Below are 16,180 nucleotides of genomic sequence, written 5' to 3'. Positions count from 1 at the left end.
GGAAATTTATTTATGACTGAGACGACGTACCAGCCAGTCGCCGAACGACTGAACCATCTGCACGAATACGATCAGGATCACGACCACCGTCAGCATCACTTCCGGCAAGAAGCGCTGATAACCATAGCGAATCCCCAGATCCCCGAGACCGCCACCGCCAATCGCGCCGGCCATTGCCGAATAACCAACCAGTGACACGAACGTGATGGTCAAACCCGCGACCACGCCCGGCAACGATTCCGGCAGCAGCACCTTGAACACGATCTGGCTCGTGGTTGCGCCCATGGCTTGCGCCGCTTCGATCAGGCCGCGATCGACTTCGCGCAGTGCGGTTTCAACCAAGCGTGCAACGAACGGCGCAGCCGCGATGGTCAGCGGAACAACGGCCGCCATGGTGCCGATGGACGATCCGACCACCAGCCGCGTGAACGGAATCACGGCGACCAGCAGAATGATAAACGGTGTCGAGCGCACTGCATTCACAATGCCGCCCATCACGCGATTCACGCCGAGATTGCGCAGCACACCGTCACGGTCGGTGAGATAAAGCAGCACGCCAAGCGGCAAGCCCAACGCTGCGCCCACCAATCCGGAAATGCCCACCATCACAAGCGTTTCCCAGAACGACTGGACGAACATATCGAACATTTCACTCAACATGGGACATCTCCTCAACCACGACACCTTGTTCACGCAAGTACGCAATCGCCTCGGCGACGTTCGCCGGCTTCCCGGCCGCGAGCACGGCCAGCGAGCCGAAGGCTTGCCCCTGGATCTCATCGATCTGTCCGTGCAGGATATTGAAATCGAGCTCGAAGCGGCGGATGGTCTCGGAGAGGATCGGTTGATCGACGCCTGAACCCGTGAACGCGAGCCGAAGCAAATGACCGCCGGTTTTCAGACGCTCGGCCACGCGCGCTTTCAACGCGGGCGGCAACTCGTGCGCGATGACATCGCCAATCAACGCGCGCGTGACTTCGTGATGCGGCTGCATGAAGACATCGACCACGTTGCCTTCTTCCACCACGCGGCCGGCATCGAGCACGGCGACGCGATCACAGACTTGCTTGATCACGTCCATCTGGTGCGTGATCAGGACGATAGTGAGGCCGAGTTCCTTGTTGATCTTGCGCAGCAGATCGAGGATCGAGCGTGTTGTTTCCGGGTCGAGCGCGGAGGTGGCTTCATCCGAGAGCAGCACTTTGGGTTTGCTGGCAAGCGCCCGGGCAATGCCCACGCGTTGCTTCTGGCCGCCGCTGATCTGCGCCGGATAACGGTCCTTCTGTGTCGTCAGGCCGACGAGGTCCAGCAAGGGCAACACGGTCGCCTCGATCTCGCCGCGCTTCATGCCGGCAAGTTCAAGCGGCAGCGCGACGTTATCGAACACCGTGCGCGACGACAGCAAGTTGAAGTGCTGGAAGATCATGCCGATGTCACGCCGCGCGGTGCGCAACTGCGCGGCGGAGAGCGTGGTGAGATCGTGGCCGTCCACGATCACGCTGCCTTCACTCGGCCGCGTCAGCAGGTTGATGGTGCGCACCAGCGTGCTCTTGCCGGCGCCGCTGCGCCCGATGATGCCGAACACTTCACCCGGCGGTATCGTCAGATTGACGTTGTGCAACGCTTCGATCCAGCCTCGTGGGCCCGCGAAACGCTGCGACAGATTGCGAATTTCGATCATGTAAACAAAAAAAAGCGACGAACTCCCCGTTGAGCAACATCGCTCGGGCAAGCCGGCCGCCGTTTATCCCTGGTTCTAGAGAGGCGAAAGTTTAACGTAACCGGCGCGATCGCCTTAATAATCTATTGCGAAGCCCTAATTACTTAAGCATCTGAACGCCTTGTGGCGGGGCTTTCCGGGGTGGATATGTGCGCCGAAATACGTAAAACGCATATCGATTCAAGCAAAGCTCGGTTCCATCAGGGAAAATCCGTAGTTAAGATGTTTTAATAATCCGCTGCGTTTGCTTCCAGTCGACGCAGTCCCACCGCACTCCTGGGAGTATTTCGTTGAAGAGCTTCGAATTTCGCCGCCCGCTCGTGGTTGGCATTGGCGGCACGACCCGCGCGGCTTCATCGACTGAACGCGCCCTTCGTATTGCTTTGCTCGGTGCCGAAGCCGAGGGCGCACGCACGCGTCTTTTCGGCGGCACGTTCCTGCACAGCCTCCCGCATTACGCGCCCGAGCACAAGGAACGCAGCGAGGCGCAGATCGAACTGATCGAAGCGGTTCGCGAAGCGGACGCGGTGATCATCGGGACGCCCGGGTACCACGGCGGCGTATCGGGGCTCGTCAAGAACGCGCTGGACACGCTGGAAGAACTGCGCGACGACAAGCGTCCCTACCTCGACGGCCGTGCCGTTGGCTGCGTGGTAACGGCTTATGGATGGCAAGGCGGCGGCGCGGTGCTGACGTCCCTGCGTTCCATAGTGCACGCGCTGCGCGGCTGGCCGACGCCGTATGGCGCTGCCGTGAACTCGCTGGAAACGCGCTTTGAATCCATCGATACCTGCTCCGACCCGAAAGTCGCCGAGCAACTCGCGACGGTTGGCCGCCAGGCCGCGCAATTTGCGCTGGCGTTCAATGCACGCGAAGCGATCGCGGAGCTCGATACCGCGCGTTGAGTTTGCAGCGCATCTGGAATGAAGCAAAACGCCTGGTCAGTTTATCTGCCAGGCGTTTTGCGTTTAGAGAATCAGGCGACAAACCGTGTGCGCGTGATGCGGGTCGCATCGAAACTCTGCTGGATGCTTGAAGCGAGTGCGTCGATGGCGACCTGCAGCTTACCTGGCGCATGCGGCTGAACGAGCCATGCATCCACGGCCGGATCGAAATCGCCGACCTTCACGACCTCGAGTCGAGGCGCATGATCGCTCGCATCCAGCAACGGCAACGGGACGAGTCCAAGGCCAATACCATCCGCAACAAGTCCGAGCTGCAGTTCGGAGCCGAGCGTTTCCAGGTTGATCTTCAGCGGCAAACCCTGCGCGGCAAGTGTCCTTTGCAGGCCGGCGCGGAATCCGCAGCCATCCGGATTGAGCACCCAGCCATGCTGATGCAAATCCTTCAGCCGGTGCACGCGCGGCTTCAACACGCCTTTTCCGGCGACGATCACCACATCGATACGACCCAGCGACCGCGCCGAAAGCGGCGCCGCGAAATGCTGGTTCGAAGGAAGCAGCATGATGGCGGCATCGAATGCGCCCTCTTCTGCTTGTTGCAGTAACTGGCCGCCCCAGCCGGTCGAGACACGCGGCTTCAGATCGGGATGCGCGCGTTTGAGTTCGCGCAACGCGTCGACCAGCGCCAGCTCCGCGACTGTCTGAACCACGCCAATACGGAGTAGCCCGGCAAGCGGGGCGTTGCTCGCAACCAGTCCGCGCAGCACGCCGAACTCTCGGACGATCACGCGGCACTGCTCATAGAGCGCGCGCCCCGTGGGTGTCGGTTTCAGCGGTTTGGTCTTGCGGTCCAGCAATTCGACGCCGAGCGCTTCCTCCAGACTCTGGATGCGGCGTGTAACCGCGGGCTGGGTTGTTTCAAGCCACTCGGAGGCAAGCGTGAGCGACTGGCAGCGCACGACTGCGACGAATGCCTCGATGTCATCTAACTTCATTGAAACGCGTTCCAGTCAAGACACTGAAATGTCTGATCATCATTCAAAATGCGGGCCGATTGCGTCATTCCTTGAACGGCAGCTCCGGGGTGAATACGAAAGAGTCCACCACATACCCCATATGAAAATAACCACTGCACGCACATGAGGCGATCCGTTCGAGATGGTACGGCTCGCGCGCTGTTTCTCTCGCCTGGCTCGCAGCAGCAAATCGCCGGGCGCGCCATTGACGCAGCACTTCACTGCCCCAACTCCTGAAAATGGCTTTCTGTTCGGACATCGCTGTTCTCCTTGAACGCTGGCCGGTGCGTCGCATTACAACCACCGCCGTTATAAGGTAGGCGAAAGTTAATCAGGCGGATACCATCTTTTATTCATTTCTATATCTGCCGATCATTCGGTAGCTAAGGTCGGAATCGCGCGCAAGACCTTCACAACATTTGCTTCTTTCCTATTCCCTCCACGTGCGGCATTGCTTCTGCGAATTGCTTGTTTCCCTTGGCAAGCGGCGCTGGTTAATCTGGCCTCATGCGTTCCATTGCATTGAAGACCGGAGGTCAAACAAGCATGCATTACAAGGGCTATGAAGTCGCTCCCGCCGCGCAGCCGCTTCCCAGCGGTCTGTTCGCAGCAAACCTGGTCATTCAGGACGAAGTGTCGCTGCAAAAACGCGCGTATGTATTCGACGCGCTTGACTACTTCTTCGAATCCGATCTCGCCGTGGCCTATGCGGCGCGCTGGGCGCGCATGTGGATCGATAACCGGCGCCTGCCGCGTGCGTGAAGCGAGCCCATGGCAAGCCTGGGGCGAGCCTAGGGCGAGCCTTTACGCAACCTTTCGAATTTGCATAACCACATGAAAACAGATTCGTTCCATCAATGCGCAAGTCGTGAGACGATGCGGCCCTGCTAACCAGAAAGAGTTTCAACATGCATCGTAGAACTATCATTGCAAGCGTCGCCTTTGCCGCGCTTGGCGCCGTCTTCGGAACCGCACACGCTGAAGACGCGCCGTTGCGCATTGGCACCATGAGTGGTCCTGACGCGCAGATCTGGACCGAAGTATCGAAGGTCGCAGCACGCGAAGGCCTCAAGATCAAGGTGATCGAATTCAACGATTACATCCAGCCCAATGCTGCACTCGACGCAGGCGACCTGGATGCGAACGGCTTCCAGCACCAGCCGTTCCTCGACAGCCAGATCAAGCAGCGCGGCTACAAGATCGTCAATGTTGGCCTGACGTACGTCGCGCCAATGGGCTTCTACTCGAAGAAAATCAAGTCGCTGAAGGATCTGCCGCAAGGCGCCAAGGTCGGCATTCAGAACGACCCGTCGAACGGGAATCGCGCGCTGTTGCTGCTGCAGAAGAACGGCGTGATCAAGCTGAAGGCCGGCGTTGGAAAGGATGGCGTGAACGCAACGCCGCTGGACGTGGTTGAAAATCCGAAGGGCATCAAGCTGGTCGAACTCGACTCGGCTCAGTTGCCGCGTTCGCTGGACGACCTCACCGCTGCATCCATCAACACGGACTACGCGGTGAAAGCCGGCTTGTCGCCGACCAAGGACGCAATCGCGATTGAAGACCTCAAAGGTCCGTATGCGAATCTGATTGCCGTGCGCGAGAAAGATCGCAATGCACCCTGGGTCAAAAAGCTGGTCTCGGCTTATGAGTCGAAGGATGTGAAGAACTACATCGATACGCAGTTCAAAGGCTCGATCATTCCGGCTTTCTGAACTGAATAAGCGTTAAACGCAAAAGGGGCGAACCTCGGTTCGCCCCTTTTGCATTCGAGCCGCTCGATTTTAAAGCCGCGCAATCGAAACTTCAGTCGACTTGACGAACGCGATGACTTCGCTGCCAACCTTCAGTTCGAGCTCATCGACCGAACGCGTTGTGATCACCGAGGTCACAATGCCGTGCGGGGTTTCCACATCGACCTCGGACACCACCGAGCCGCGGATGATTTCCTTGATGTGGCCTTTGAACTGGTTACGTACGTTGATTGCTGTAATGCCCATGTGATGCTCCCTGTTTGAATGAGTCATGCCGGGGCCGGTCGACATCGGCAAATTTTGATGAGCAAGGGGTCTAGCTGACCTGCGCGCCATGCTTCAGCACGCGTGACAGAACCTGCTCCTCCAGTTCGGCGAAACCTTCCGCCGTGCGCGAACGCGGACGTGCGAGCGAGATGGCGGCATCGAAGGAAATCTTGCCGTCCTCGATCAGAACGATGCGCTCGCCCAGCGCCACCGCTTCCTGAACGTCGTGCGTGACCAGAAGAGCCGTGAAGCCATGCTCGCGCCACAGGCGCTCGATCAACGCATGCATTTCGATGCGCGTCAGCGCGTCGAGTGCGCCCAGCGGTTCGTCCAGCAACAACAAATCCGGCCGATGCACGAGCGCGCGCGCCAGCGCCACCCGCTGACGCTGACCGCCCGATAGTTGCGCAGGCCAATCGCCTTCGCGCGCGCTCAAGCCCACTTCGGCAAGCGTTGCGCGGGCATCCTCACGCGACGATTTCGGCAAGCCGAGCATCACGTTTTGCAGCACGCTTTTCCACGGCAACAGACGCGCGTCCTGGAACATGATGCGTGTCTGCAATTCGCTTGAACCTTCAGCAGCGTTACGACGCACGACACCGCCCGTCGCTTTTTCAAGCCCCGCGATCAGGCGCAATAGCGTGGACTTGCCGCAACCGCTGCGTCCGACTATCGATACAAAACTGCCGCGCTCGATAGCGAAATCAAAATTGGAAAGGACCTTGCGAGCGCCGAAGTGTTTGTCGACGCCCTGAAGCGCGACAGCCATATCGGTTGGATTCGAGCGCGGCGAGGGAGGTGTCGGCGTACGTTCACGCGTGATGACACGCGGTTCGTCGTTGGCAAACGCAACGTTGCCCGATGAAAGAACTGATGTCACGATTTTGCTCCCTTCTGATACGCAGGATGCCAGCGCAGCGTGGCGCGTTCGATGGACTTGGCGAGCATGTCGGCAAGCTTGCCGAGCAGCGCGTAGAGCAGGATGCCGACCACGACCACATCGGTCTGCAGGAATTCGCGGGCGTTCATTGTCATATAGCCAATACCCGATTGCGCCGAAATCGTTTCCGCCACGATCAGCATCACCCACATGAGGCCGAAGGCAAACCGCACGCCCACGAGAATGGACGGCAGTGCGCCCGGCAATATCACGTCGCGATACAACGCAAAGCCGGAAAGGCCGTAACTGCGGGCCATTTCGATCAGGTCGGCATCGACAGAACGAATACCGTGATACGTATTCGTATAAACCGGGAAAAACACGCCGAGCGCAACGAGGAACAACTTTGCTTCCTCGCCGATGCCGAACCACAGGATCACCAGCGGAATCATGGCCAGCGCCGGGATGTTGCGGATCATCTGCACGGTCGAATCGAGCGCGACTTCGGCCGGTTTGAAGAGGCCTGTACCCAGCCCGAGCACAAAACCGATCCCGCCGCCGATAGCAAAGCCGGTCAACGCACGCCATGCGCTGACCTTCACGTTCGCCCACATGTCGCCGGACTGGATCAGCTCCCACGCGGCCTTTACGACTGCGAGCGGCTCAGGCAGGACACGCGACGACAGGCCGCCCGTTCGCGCCGCAAGCTCCCATGCAAGCAGGATCAGGATGGGCACGAGCCAGGGTGCTGCCTGCACGCCCACGCGTCGAAGAAATGATCCGTTCATTCTGCTTCCCCGTTTCAGCTTTGCGATGCACGCGGCAAATAAGACGTACCCACGATCTCGCCAAACGGTCCCGACAACGGACCTGATGCGCGCTCTTTCTGATTGCGCGGCAGCAGCGGGAACACGAGTTCCGCAAATCGATACGACTCTTCCAGATGCGGATAGCCCGACAAGATGAACGTGTCGATACCGAGCGCCGCATATTCCTTCATCAAGCCCGCGACCTGCTCCGGGTTGCCGACAAGCGCCGTACCCGCGCCACCACGCACCAGGCCGACACCGGCCCATAGATGCGGATAGACTTCGAGCTTGTCGCGCTGGCCGCCATGCAATGCAGCCATGCGCCGCTGGCCTTCCGAATCCATCTTTGCGAACGATGCCTGTGCACGCTGGATGGTTTCGTCGTCGAGCTTGCTGATGAGCTTGTCCGCGTCCGCCCACGCTTCCTCTTCCGTCTCGCGCACGATCACGTGCAAGCGAATGCCGAACTTGATCTTGCGGCCTTTATCGGCGGCACGGCGACGGATGTCGCTGATCTTCTTTTCGACTTCGGCGGGCGGCTCACCCCAGGTCAGATAGGTATCGATATGATCAGCTGCGATCTCGTGCGCAGCGGGCGATGAACCGCCGAACCACAGCGGCGGATGCGCCTTTTGCACCGGCGGATAAAGCACCTTGCCGCCTTTCGACGTGAGATGCTTGCCTTCGTAGTCGATGGAACCGCCTTCATGCGACGACTCGAGCAGACCGCGCCAGATGCTCAGGAATTCGTCGGTGACTTCATAGCGCGTGTCGTGGTCGTTGAACACACCATCGCCGGCCAGTTCGACCGGGTCGCCACCCGTCACGACATTGATCAGCAGACGTCCATTCGACAAGCGGTCGAACGTCGAAGCCATGCGTGCCGACAACCCCGGAGAACTCAAGCCCGGGCGGATCGCCACCAGAAACTTGAGGCGCTTGGTCGCGGGAATCAGGCTCGAAGCGACAACCCATGCGTCTTCGCAGGAACGGCCCGTCGGCAGCAGGACGCCTTCATAGCCGAGCGTGTCGGCAGCGACCGCGATCTGGCGGAAGTAGTCGTAATCCGCTGCGCGAGCTCCTTGCGTGGTGCCGAGGTAACGGCTGTCGCCGTGGGTTGGAATGAACCAGAAAACATTCATTGTCGTGCTCCTGCCTTGCAAGTTGAGTCGAGCTTTAGCGCCCGTTCCGATAAATCATCTTATCGACGCGCACTTTTCCCATGAACGATTTATTTGAGCTAAGGTTCTCGCCAATTCTGCTTATGCGTCTCAGCCGACGTTCCAGCGCGCATCGGCGACCGTCAACTTCTTGGGAATCAGCTTGAGGTCGGTAAAAACGTCCGCTATTTGCTGTTGATACGCGATCGTCTCCGGCGTGATCGGCTGCACGCCATATGCCGCGCGTTTCAGCGCGCGTTCGAGCGTGGGTGCATCGAGTCCGACCAAGGGGGACAAGAGCTTTGCGACATCGGGTACGTTGTCGCGCCCCCATTGATCGACGTGATCCAGTTCCTCCAGCAGCGCACGCACTAGAAGCGGCTGGGCTGTCGCGAACTTGCGCGTTGCGAGGTAATACTGCGTATTGCGCACGAGGTTCGTACCATCGGCAATCACGCACGCGTTTGCCTGACGTTCCACTGCGGCGAGATACGGATCCCAGATCACCCAGGCATCAACGCTGCCTTGCACGAACGCTGCACGGGTGTCGGCCGGAGCGAGGTAGACCGGCTGGATATCCCCGTAAGAAAGCTTGGCGTTCTTCAACGCTTCAACAAGAAGGTAATGGACGTTCGAACCCTTGTTCAAAGCCACTTTCTTGCCGCGCAGGTCCGCTACGGAGCGAATTGGCGATGCCTGCTGCACGACAATAGCCTCGCCTTGCGGCGCGGGCGGCTCGTTGCCTACGTAGACGAAATCAACGCCCGCCGCCTGCGCAAAGATCGGCGGCGTTTCGCCAACGGTACCCGCATCCACAGCGCCTGCATTGAGGCCTTCCAGCAATTGCGGGCCGGCCGGAAATTCAAGCCATTGCACTGTCACGCCTTGCGCGGCGAGACGCTTGTCGAGCGTGCCGCGGGCTTTCAGAACGACGAAATTGCCGTACTTCTGATAGCCGATACGAAACACCTTCTCCGAGCCCTCGGCGCGCGCCGGCTGGCTGCTTAGCAAGGCCGCGCCGCCGGTCAGGGCGCTGGTTGCGCCCGCGCCAATCGCCGCGAGTTTGAGCAATGCGCTACGGCGCGATGGAATAGCAGGCGATTCGTGGTCAGGCATGTGGATGCGTCCCGGACTGGTTCGATGAATAAAGCACGTTCATGTGAAGCAAAACCGCCGGCGACAGCGGGCGGTTCGGCAAATCAGGTTTGATGATCGGTAATTGGCTAAGGTTGTTTGGCGACACCCTCAGCGGCGACGGTATTCGCGGAGCTTGCGGTGCTTGCCGTGACAGCTTTACGCGATGCAAAGTCCCATACTAGAGCGCTGGCGGTATCGATGGGCTTGGGCAAGAGCTTCGCCTGATAGAAGCTGTCCGATATGGCTTGCTGCTCACCGAAATTCTTCGCCACGACCGCGCGGACCGCGTACGTCCGGCGCGAATTCGCGCGCTCGACGGTCGCCTGGTCGAGTCCCCACACCGGCGCGAGGATCTTCGCCGCGTCTTGAGGATGCGCCTTGGTCCAGACACCTGCTTCAACCAGTTGCTTGAAGACGATATCGACGATCTGCGGATACTTCTGCGCGAACGGCGCCGATGCCAGGTAATAACGCTGATAGGACGCGAGGCCGTCGCCACGAATCAGGACGCGTGCGCCCGGATCAAGCTCCACCGATGCCACGTAAGGGTCCCACGCAAACCATGCGTCCACGTCATTGCGCTCGAAAGCTGCGCGCGCATCGGCGGGTGCGAGATAGCTGATCTTGACGTCGGCGGGCGTCAATTTCGCGCGGGCGAGCGCGGCCAGCAAGAGATAGTGGACGCCAGCGGCCTTGGTAACAGCGATGCGCTTGCCTTTCAGATCGGCGAGGGAATGAATGGGTGCATCGCGATGAACAATCACTGCCTGCGCCGAAGGCGACGGAGTTTCCTGCGCGACATAAACGAAGTTCGCATTTGCGGCTTGAGCAAAGACCGGAACCGTATCTGCAACATCGGCACTAATATCCACGGCGTCCGCATTAAGCGCTTCCGTAAGCGGCAAACCGCTCGCAAACTCGCTCCACTCTATGCGCACGTTCAGCGGCTCGACCGCCTTTTCCAGGGTTCCTCGCGCCTTGAGAATCGCAATCAGCGTGGAGGATTTCTGAAATCCAACGCGCAATTTGATCGGGGTTCCCGATGGCGTCTGTGCAACCGCGTTGATGGCAGTGGAAGCCAGCAGCGCCATCGCAAAGCCAGCGACAAGGCGGTTAAGGATTTTCATGGAAATGGGAATGGAGCAGGAAAAGAAACCAGTCGATCATGTTAGCAACGCACGCGCGCGCGACTAAACGATCATTCCTGATATCGATTGCATTGAAAATGCTGACGGATTGCTTAAGCGAGGGTGTCTGGACGCCGCTTGAAATCAGCGGCGTTATCCCGCATCTCATATTCCATTTATCCGGAGCACGATCATGGGAAGCCGTCCCAAATTCATCGAAGATCTTTCGCGCGGCGCTGCCGAGGCCGCCACCCTCTCGACTCCTCTCGGTGACGAAGCACTGCTCGACGCCTATTCGCGCACGGTCGTCGGCGCGCTCGAGCGAGTGCAGCAAGCGGTTGCCTTTATTTCAGTCGAACGGCGCGTGCCGGGCGGCGCCAACGGGCGTAATCCGCGTGGCGCGCATCCGCGCGGCGGGCAAGGTGGAACCGGATCTGGATTTATCTTTACGCCCGATGGTTATCTGCTGACTAATAGCCACGTCGTGCACGGCGCCACGCATATCCGCGTGACGCTCGCGGACGGTGGCACATTCGACGCCGATCTCGTCGGCGACGATCCCGACAGCGACCTCGCCGTACTGCGTATCGGCTCGGCCGAAGCTTTGCCGCACGTGGAACTCGGTGAGTCGGGAAAGCTTCGCGTGGGACAAATTGCAATCGCGGTAGGCAATCCGCTTGGCCTCGTGCAGACGGTTACGACCGGCGTTGTCTCTGCGCTCGGGCGTTCGTTGCGATCCAATTCGGGGCGCATGATCTACGACGTGATTCAGACCGATGCAGCGCTGAACCCCGGCAACTCAGGCGGTCCGCTGATCAACTCGGCTGGGCAGGTGATCGGCGTGAACACGGCGATCATCGCGGGCGCGCAGGCGATCTCGTTCGCCACGGCTATTGATACCGCCAAGTGGGTCATCATGCAGCTTTTCGCGCATGGGCGCGTGCGGCGCGCGTATATAGGCGTGGCGGGTACGTCGTCGCCCATCTCGCGGCGCGTGCAGCGCTACTTTGGCTTGCCATCGGCGAGCGGCGTGCATGTTATGGAAGTGGTGAAAACGAGTCCCGCAGCAATCGGCGGACTACGCACCGGCGACCGGATCGTTGCTATCGACGCATTGCCTGTGGACAGCGTCGACAGCTTGCAGCGGACGCTGGATGTAACGCGGATCGACCGGGTCGTGAACGTCACCGTGCTGCGCGGCGCGCAGAAACTCGAGCTCGAAGTCACGCCGATTGAGCAAGCGGCTTAACCTTTTCTACGATGCCGCGTTCAGTCGCGGCCTCTCGCCATGCTCGAAAACACGCCGTCGCGTTTGATCAGGCCATGGAACATGGCCGCGCCGAGATGCGCGAGAAAAGTCGCGAACAGCAGCAAGGCAAGGACCGTATGCGCTGAACGCAAGAATGCGTAGAGGCGCACGCCTTGCGGTGCGATCGGCGGCAGATAAACCGATCCGAACAGGTGGATAGGAAACCCTCCGGCCGAAAGCATCGACCAGCCGACCAGAGGCATCGCGAAGAGCAACGCGTAGAAAACCCAGTGCGAAAGATGGGCGATGTATTGCTGCCAGTGCGGCATGTCATCGGGCAAAGGCGGCGTGCGACGCGTTAATCGAACGATCAACCGCACGATCACCAGTACGAGAATTACGATGCCAAGCGGCTTGTGAATCGCAAGCAACGTCTGGTGCCATGACGACAATGTGGCCACCATCCCCACGCCGATGAACAACATCGCTATGACGAGCGGCGCCATCAGCCAGTGAAGAAACCGGGCGGCGGGGCTGAAATGTTTATGTGCGACGCTCATTGAATATTCCGTGTCGATGCCTGAGCGGATGCCGACCCATGCGCTTCTTCATGCGTGCGGCGATTATAAGAGACGGCATAAGCCGAAGAGCGGGCGGCCAGCAGCGGATCGTCGGACGGCTTGAGGCCGGCAGGAAGAATGGTCGGATCGTAGTTGATATCGCGGCAATCGCCATCGGCCTGTGGCGTTTCGCGCTCGATAACCAGCGTGCCCGCATCTATATGCGGCCGGTCGTCGGGCCACGCCTGGGTCGCGTCGTTGGTCACGTCACCCGGCTTGGCGACGGTCAGTACGAGATGCCAGCGCAGCGGACCATTTGCGAGGCGATCGCGCAACTCGGTATCGAGGAAATCATGCGTGCCCTTTTGCTCGGCGGTCACGGGTGCGTATGGCGTCTCGGGCACCACGGACCAACGGATGAAATGTGTCTTGCCGTTTGCATCGACAGCGCGAAACGCGTTGATACCGTAGTACGCGGCGTTTCCGAAGCTCGATGACGCGGGATGATCCTTAATCCACGCAAGAAACGGCTGGGTCTCCGGATGCGCGGCGAAGAAGGTCTTGAGCTTTGCGGGATCGGGCTTGCCGGTCGCGGGGTCTGGTTGCGACGCGACCAGTTGTGCAAAAAAAGCCTGCGGCGTATTGACGACAAACACCGGCGTGTTGTTCATGCCGGTGCGCCATTGCTGACCGTCTGGCAACCTGAAATCCAGCGCGAGACTGCGCACCGGCACGCTCGCATCAGCCGCTGACGGAGTGCTGCCGGGAATCGCAAAGCGGCCGACAACCGGGGTACGGACTGTCTTGAAGACGCTCGCGCTAGAAATATCGGAGGCCTGTCCGTTACCCTCGAAATACCCCTGCACGCATACGCCCTTTGCATGATTGCGGCGAAATCCCGGATGAACGCCCGCGTTCGCTTCGAACGTATTGACTATGCGTTGCGGCGTCAGGCGTTGAGGCGCGGCAAAGCCGGACGCATAGACAAAAGCGCCACCCATTGCAGCTACGACTGCCCCTATGACCGCAAGCCGGAATAACGGAACCGGTTGCCGCGAGCGATACCGATCCGGAGATAGAGGATTTTTATTCATGGTCTTTTTAATTCGATATCCTGATTAATCAGGGTTGCTCTTGCGTTCGACTATGGCGCCGGCTTATTACGTCGGCGCCATATGGCAGATTTTTTATTGCGTGGATGTCTGCGGTTTGACGTCGCCCATTTGCGTCAATTGCGAGTACACGTCGTGGGACAGTTCGAGCAATACCTTGCGATCAATTGCTCCAGAAACCGCGTAACCGAAATCACCGTCGATCCAGTAGAACACGTTCACCGAACCATCCTGATACAGCTTGAACGCGGTGGTATCCGAGCTGATCTTTCTATGCGAGATGCACAACGTGATGCGTTCGCCCTTTGCGTCGTGATACATGAACTGCGCGACCGGACCATCGTCGCCGGGCAGCAGACGGCCGCCCATCAGCTCGAAGCCGACGCGCGTAAGAATTGGCGGACGAACGTCCGTACCAAGCCGCTTCGATACCCACGTCACCAGTTCCTGCTCGCGATCCGCGCCTACTTCAACCGGCCGCATCACTTCGGGCGCGTACATGACATGCGCCACGGCGGACTGGCGAGCGAATGATTCGCCAGGCGTAAAGCTCGCACGTTGCACGTGTCCGTCGCCGCCGCTGCCGGGCATCAGCGCGTGGCCGCCGACGTTGCTCATCATCCCGCCTACGCCAATGCCCACGCCTATGACAAGCGCCGCGGCCATGCCGGCGAACTGCGGCCAGTTGGCGGCATCGCGCCAGCGACGGCGCTCAGGCGGCAACAGACGTTGCGGCACGGGCTCGCTCAACACGCGGTCGTAGCGATCGTGGAACATGCTGTTCAGCGAGAAATAATCGCTGATCTTGGTCGCGAGACCTTCGTCGTGTTCCAGCAACCGATCGATCTCTTCGCGACGATGTTCCGCCAGCGACCCGTCCACATACGCGTGGATCTCGTCTTCGGTAATGGGTGTTTGTTGTTCGCTCATCGCACCACCTGTAATTTAGCGCCGGGTTGGGCGCCTGCCATCAGCGCGCGCAACCTCTCACGTCCGCGCGATAACCGCGACATGACGGTCCCGATCGGAATTTCCAGCGCTTGCGCGACATCCGCATAGCTCATTTCTTCGAGTCCGACGAGCAGCACGACCTGACGCTGGTCGAGCGGTAAGCGCTGCAACGCAAAGTCGAGATCGCGCACTTCGAGCGACTGTGTTTGCGTACCGGCGACCGAGAATTCACGTTCGGAGATGTTCTCGTCATCGACGGAAATGTGTACCGCTTTTACGCCTGCCCGACGTGCCTGATTGGCGAAGACGTTGTGCATGATCGTGAAAAGCCACGCGCGCATATCCGTGCCGGTCTGGAATTTTTCCGTATGCCGGAGCGCGCGTTCAAGCGTGTCCTGGACCAGATCGTCCGCGAGATCGCGATTGTTGATCAGCGCTCGCGCATAGCGGCGTAATCGCGGCACATGTTCCATCAACTCGTCACGGACGCCCATCGGCCTTCCCTCATTTTGTAAGCTTGTGCAGGCGCTGAACCTGAAAACGCCGCTGCGAATGATGGGCTAACACCGTGGTTCGCAGGTTATTCCCGACACCCGGCGGTTTTTATTTCAAACACAAGGTTCAATTGCCCGTCATCAGGTCCGCGGCGCGCATCAGTCCGCGAGTGTTCGCTCGACCCGCAAGCACATAGCGCTTACCGCCCGAAGTCCACGCCAGCAAACGCGTTTCGCCTACCCGATTTGCTTTCCATTGCGGCTGCGGCTTCGTCATGATCCCCGGAGCGACGAGCAGCACCGCCGCCTCACCCATCGCGTTCCGATACACATATTCAGTCGCCGATGTAAACGGCCCCAACGACATTTCACGGCGCGCCACCGGATGAAATCCCACGACGTACAGGTTCGGCGCATCCGCCAAAGCCTTCGTCGAGCTTACATAAGCACTCGCACCGGTCGCCCTGTCCTGCGCCGCGACCGCCTGTTCGAGCGCCATCATCGACGCATTATCGAGCGTGGAATCGGAGATGTCGAATGCGAAAAGCCCGCCTGCGACGAGCGCCAGCGCGGCTGCGGTGGCGATCAAACCATTCATGATTCGCCGTTTCGGCACACGCGGAGCCAATCTGGGTGAGGGCGCTTCGTCGGCGGGGTCATGAAAAGCGTTTTGCATCTGCTGGTTGATGCGCCCGTAGAACGCCACGCGCTGCGCCTCATCCGGCCGGTCTTTCAAATAGCTTTGGACGCTGGCGGTGCGTTTCGGATCGAGCATGCCGTCGGCGTAAGCCTGGACATCAGACTCGGAGAGCCGGAATTCCGAAGGTGGTTTTGCTATGGACATGATCGATTGAAAAATTGCCGTCGGTATAGGGGCAAACACGGTTATGGGCAGTTTATTCCGTCTGCACATTGTTTAAAGCGTCGCACCGAAATACCCGCCGGGCGGAAAATGAAAGCGTCCCTGAGCGCGTAAACACAATCCATAACGGCTTATTCCATTCAGATCCAAATTTTCTTCGCTGAAAAAATAATCGGCTTTCCG

The 16,180-nt window shown here is 59.5% G+C and carries 19 protein-coding genes; 4 read left to right on the top strand and 15 right to left on the bottom strand.

The genetic code is table 11. The annotated features are described in order from the left end of the window. Positions 1-6: 6 nt before the first annotated feature. Together HB633_RS02700 and HB633_RS02695 are read right to left on the bottom strand one after the other, a co-directional pair. The gene (locus HB633_RS02700; RefSeq protein WP_213776500.1) at positions 7-660 is read right to left on the bottom strand and encodes a methionine ABC transporter permease; all 654 of its coding nucleotides are present in this window, start codon (positions 658-660) and stop codon (positions 7-9) included. After that, positions 650-1,681, bottom strand: a complete 1,032-nt coding sequence (locus HB633_RS02695) for a methionine ABC transporter ATP-binding protein (protein ID WP_213776499.1) — start codon at positions 1,679-1,681, stop codon at positions 650-652. Before HB633_RS02695 ends, HB633_RS02700 begins: the two co-directional genes overlap by 11 nt. 329 nt (positions 1,682-2,010) lie before the next feature. Here HB633_RS02695 and HB633_RS02690 point away from each other — a divergent pair, with 329 nt between their 5' ends. Further along, positions 2,011-2,625 (top strand): NAD(P)H-dependent oxidoreductase, encoded by a 615-nt coding sequence (locus tag HB633_RS02690; protein ID WP_213776498.1) that lies wholly within the window; start codon positions 2,011-2,013, stop codon positions 2,623-2,625. A gap of 71 nt (positions 2,626-2,696) precedes the next feature. Here the strand turns inward: HB633_RS02690 and HB633_RS02685 are convergent, their stop codons facing one another. Next, positions 2,697-3,617, bottom strand: a complete 921-nt coding sequence (locus HB633_RS02685) for a LysR family transcriptional regulator (RefSeq protein WP_213776497.1) — start codon at positions 3,615-3,617, stop codon at positions 2,697-2,699. A 64-nt stretch (positions 3,618-3,681) separates the two neighbouring features. After that, positions 3,682-3,897 (bottom strand): hypothetical protein, encoded by a 216-nt coding sequence (locus HB633_RS02680; protein WP_213776496.1) that lies wholly within the window; start codon positions 3,895-3,897, stop codon positions 3,682-3,684. Between the two features lie 287 nt (positions 3,898-4,184). Between HB633_RS02680 and HB633_RS02675 the strand changes: the two genes are divergently transcribed. Both HB633_RS02675 and HB633_RS02670 read left to right on the top strand, forming a co-directional pair. Continuing rightward, complete coding sequence (locus HB633_RS02675; RefSeq protein WP_213776495.1) at positions 4,185-4,400, top strand: hypothetical protein; 216 nt, start codon at positions 4,185-4,187, stop codon at positions 4,398-4,400. 146 nt (positions 4,401-4,546) lie between these two features. Next, entirely contained in the window at positions 4,547-5,350 is an 804-nt protein-coding gene (locus HB633_RS02670) for a MetQ/NlpA family ABC transporter substrate-binding protein (protein ID WP_213776494.1), read from the top strand. Positions 5,351-5,419: 69 nt separating this feature from the next. Here HB633_RS02670 and HB633_RS02665 read toward each other — a convergent pair whose 3' ends face one another. The 6 genes from HB633_RS02665 to HB633_RS02640 form a co-directional block, all read right to left on the bottom strand. Next, a complete protein-coding gene (locus HB633_RS02665; RefSeq protein ID WP_056365821.1) occupies positions 5,420-5,635 on the bottom strand; it encodes a molybdopterin-binding protein in 216 nt (71 codons plus the stop codon). Positions 5,636-5,705: 70 nt separating this feature from the next. Continuing rightward, positions 5,706-6,479: an ATP-binding cassette domain-containing protein gene (locus HB633_RS02660; RefSeq protein WP_346730254.1), complete on the bottom strand. Its 774-nt coding sequence runs from the start codon at positions 6,477-6,479 to the stop codon at positions 5,706-5,708. A gap of 53 nt (positions 6,480-6,532) precedes the next feature. Further along, positions 6,533-7,324, bottom strand: coding sequence for an aliphatic sulfonate ABC transporter permease SsuC (ssuC, locus tag HB633_RS02655; protein ID WP_213776493.1), 792 nt, complete (start codon positions 7,322-7,324; stop codon positions 6,533-6,535). Positions 7,325-7,338: 14 nt separating this feature from the next. Continuing rightward, positions 7,339-8,487 (bottom strand): FMNH2-dependent alkanesulfonate monooxygenase, encoded by a 1,149-nt coding sequence (ssuD, locus tag HB633_RS02650; RefSeq protein WP_213776492.1) that lies wholly within the window; start codon positions 8,485-8,487, stop codon positions 7,339-7,341. 129 nt (positions 8,488-8,616) lie between these two features. Next, positions 8,617-9,621, bottom strand: a complete 1,005-nt coding sequence (locus HB633_RS02645) for a sulfonate ABC transporter substrate-binding protein (protein ID WP_213776491.1) — start codon at positions 9,619-9,621, stop codon at positions 8,617-8,619. 107 nt (positions 9,622-9,728) lie between these two features. Further along, on the bottom strand, positions 9,729-10,769 hold the full coding sequence (locus HB633_RS02640; RefSeq protein WP_213776490.1) for an aliphatic sulfonate ABC transporter substrate-binding protein: 1,041 nt from the start codon (positions 10,767-10,769) through the stop codon (positions 9,729-9,731). A 193-nt stretch (positions 10,770-10,962) separates the two neighbouring features. On the opposite strand from HB633_RS02640, the gene HB633_RS02635 reads away from it, so the two are divergent. Further along, positions 10,963-12,018, top strand: coding sequence for a trypsin-like peptidase domain-containing protein (locus HB633_RS02635; protein ID WP_213776489.1), 1,056 nt, complete (start codon positions 10,963-10,965; stop codon positions 12,016-12,018). A 20-nt stretch (positions 12,019-12,038) separates the two neighbouring features. Here the strand turns inward: HB633_RS02635 and HB633_RS02630 are convergent, their stop codons facing one another. The 5 genes from HB633_RS02630 to HB633_RS02610 form a co-directional block, all read right to left on the bottom strand. Continuing rightward, entirely contained in the window at positions 12,039-12,578 is a 540-nt protein-coding gene (locus HB633_RS02630) for a cytochrome b (protein WP_213776488.1), read from the bottom strand. Continuing rightward, positions 12,575-13,672: a catalase family peroxidase gene (locus tag HB633_RS02625; RefSeq protein ID WP_213776487.1), complete on the bottom strand. Its 1,098-nt coding sequence runs from the start codon at positions 13,670-13,672 to the stop codon at positions 12,575-12,577. Before HB633_RS02625 ends, HB633_RS02630 begins: the two co-directional genes overlap by 4 nt. Before the next feature lie 93 nt (positions 13,673-13,765). Next, positions 13,766-14,620, bottom strand: a complete 855-nt coding sequence (locus HB633_RS02620; protein ID WP_213776486.1) for an anti-sigma factor — start codon at positions 14,618-14,620, stop codon at positions 13,766-13,768. Next, entirely contained in the window at positions 14,617-15,135 is a 519-nt protein-coding gene (locus HB633_RS02615; protein WP_213776485.1) for an RNA polymerase sigma factor, read from the bottom strand. Before HB633_RS02615 ends, HB633_RS02620 begins: the two co-directional genes overlap by 4 nt. Positions 15,136-15,262: 127 nt before the next feature. Further along, positions 15,263-15,979 carry a transcriptional regulator gene (locus HB633_RS02610; protein ID WP_213776484.1) on the bottom strand — a complete coding sequence of 239 codons (717 nt, stop codon included), beginning with the start codon at positions 15,977-15,979 and terminating at the stop codon, positions 15,263-15,265. Positions 15,980-16,180: the final 201 nt, after the last annotated feature.

It is taken from the genome of Caballeronia sp. dw_276 (genome assembly GCF_018449635.1).
Classification (GTDB): domain Bacteria; phylum Pseudomonadota; class Gammaproteobacteria; order Burkholderiales; family Burkholderiaceae; genus Caballeronia.
This window is presented reverse-complemented; position numbering and strand designations above follow the sequence as displayed.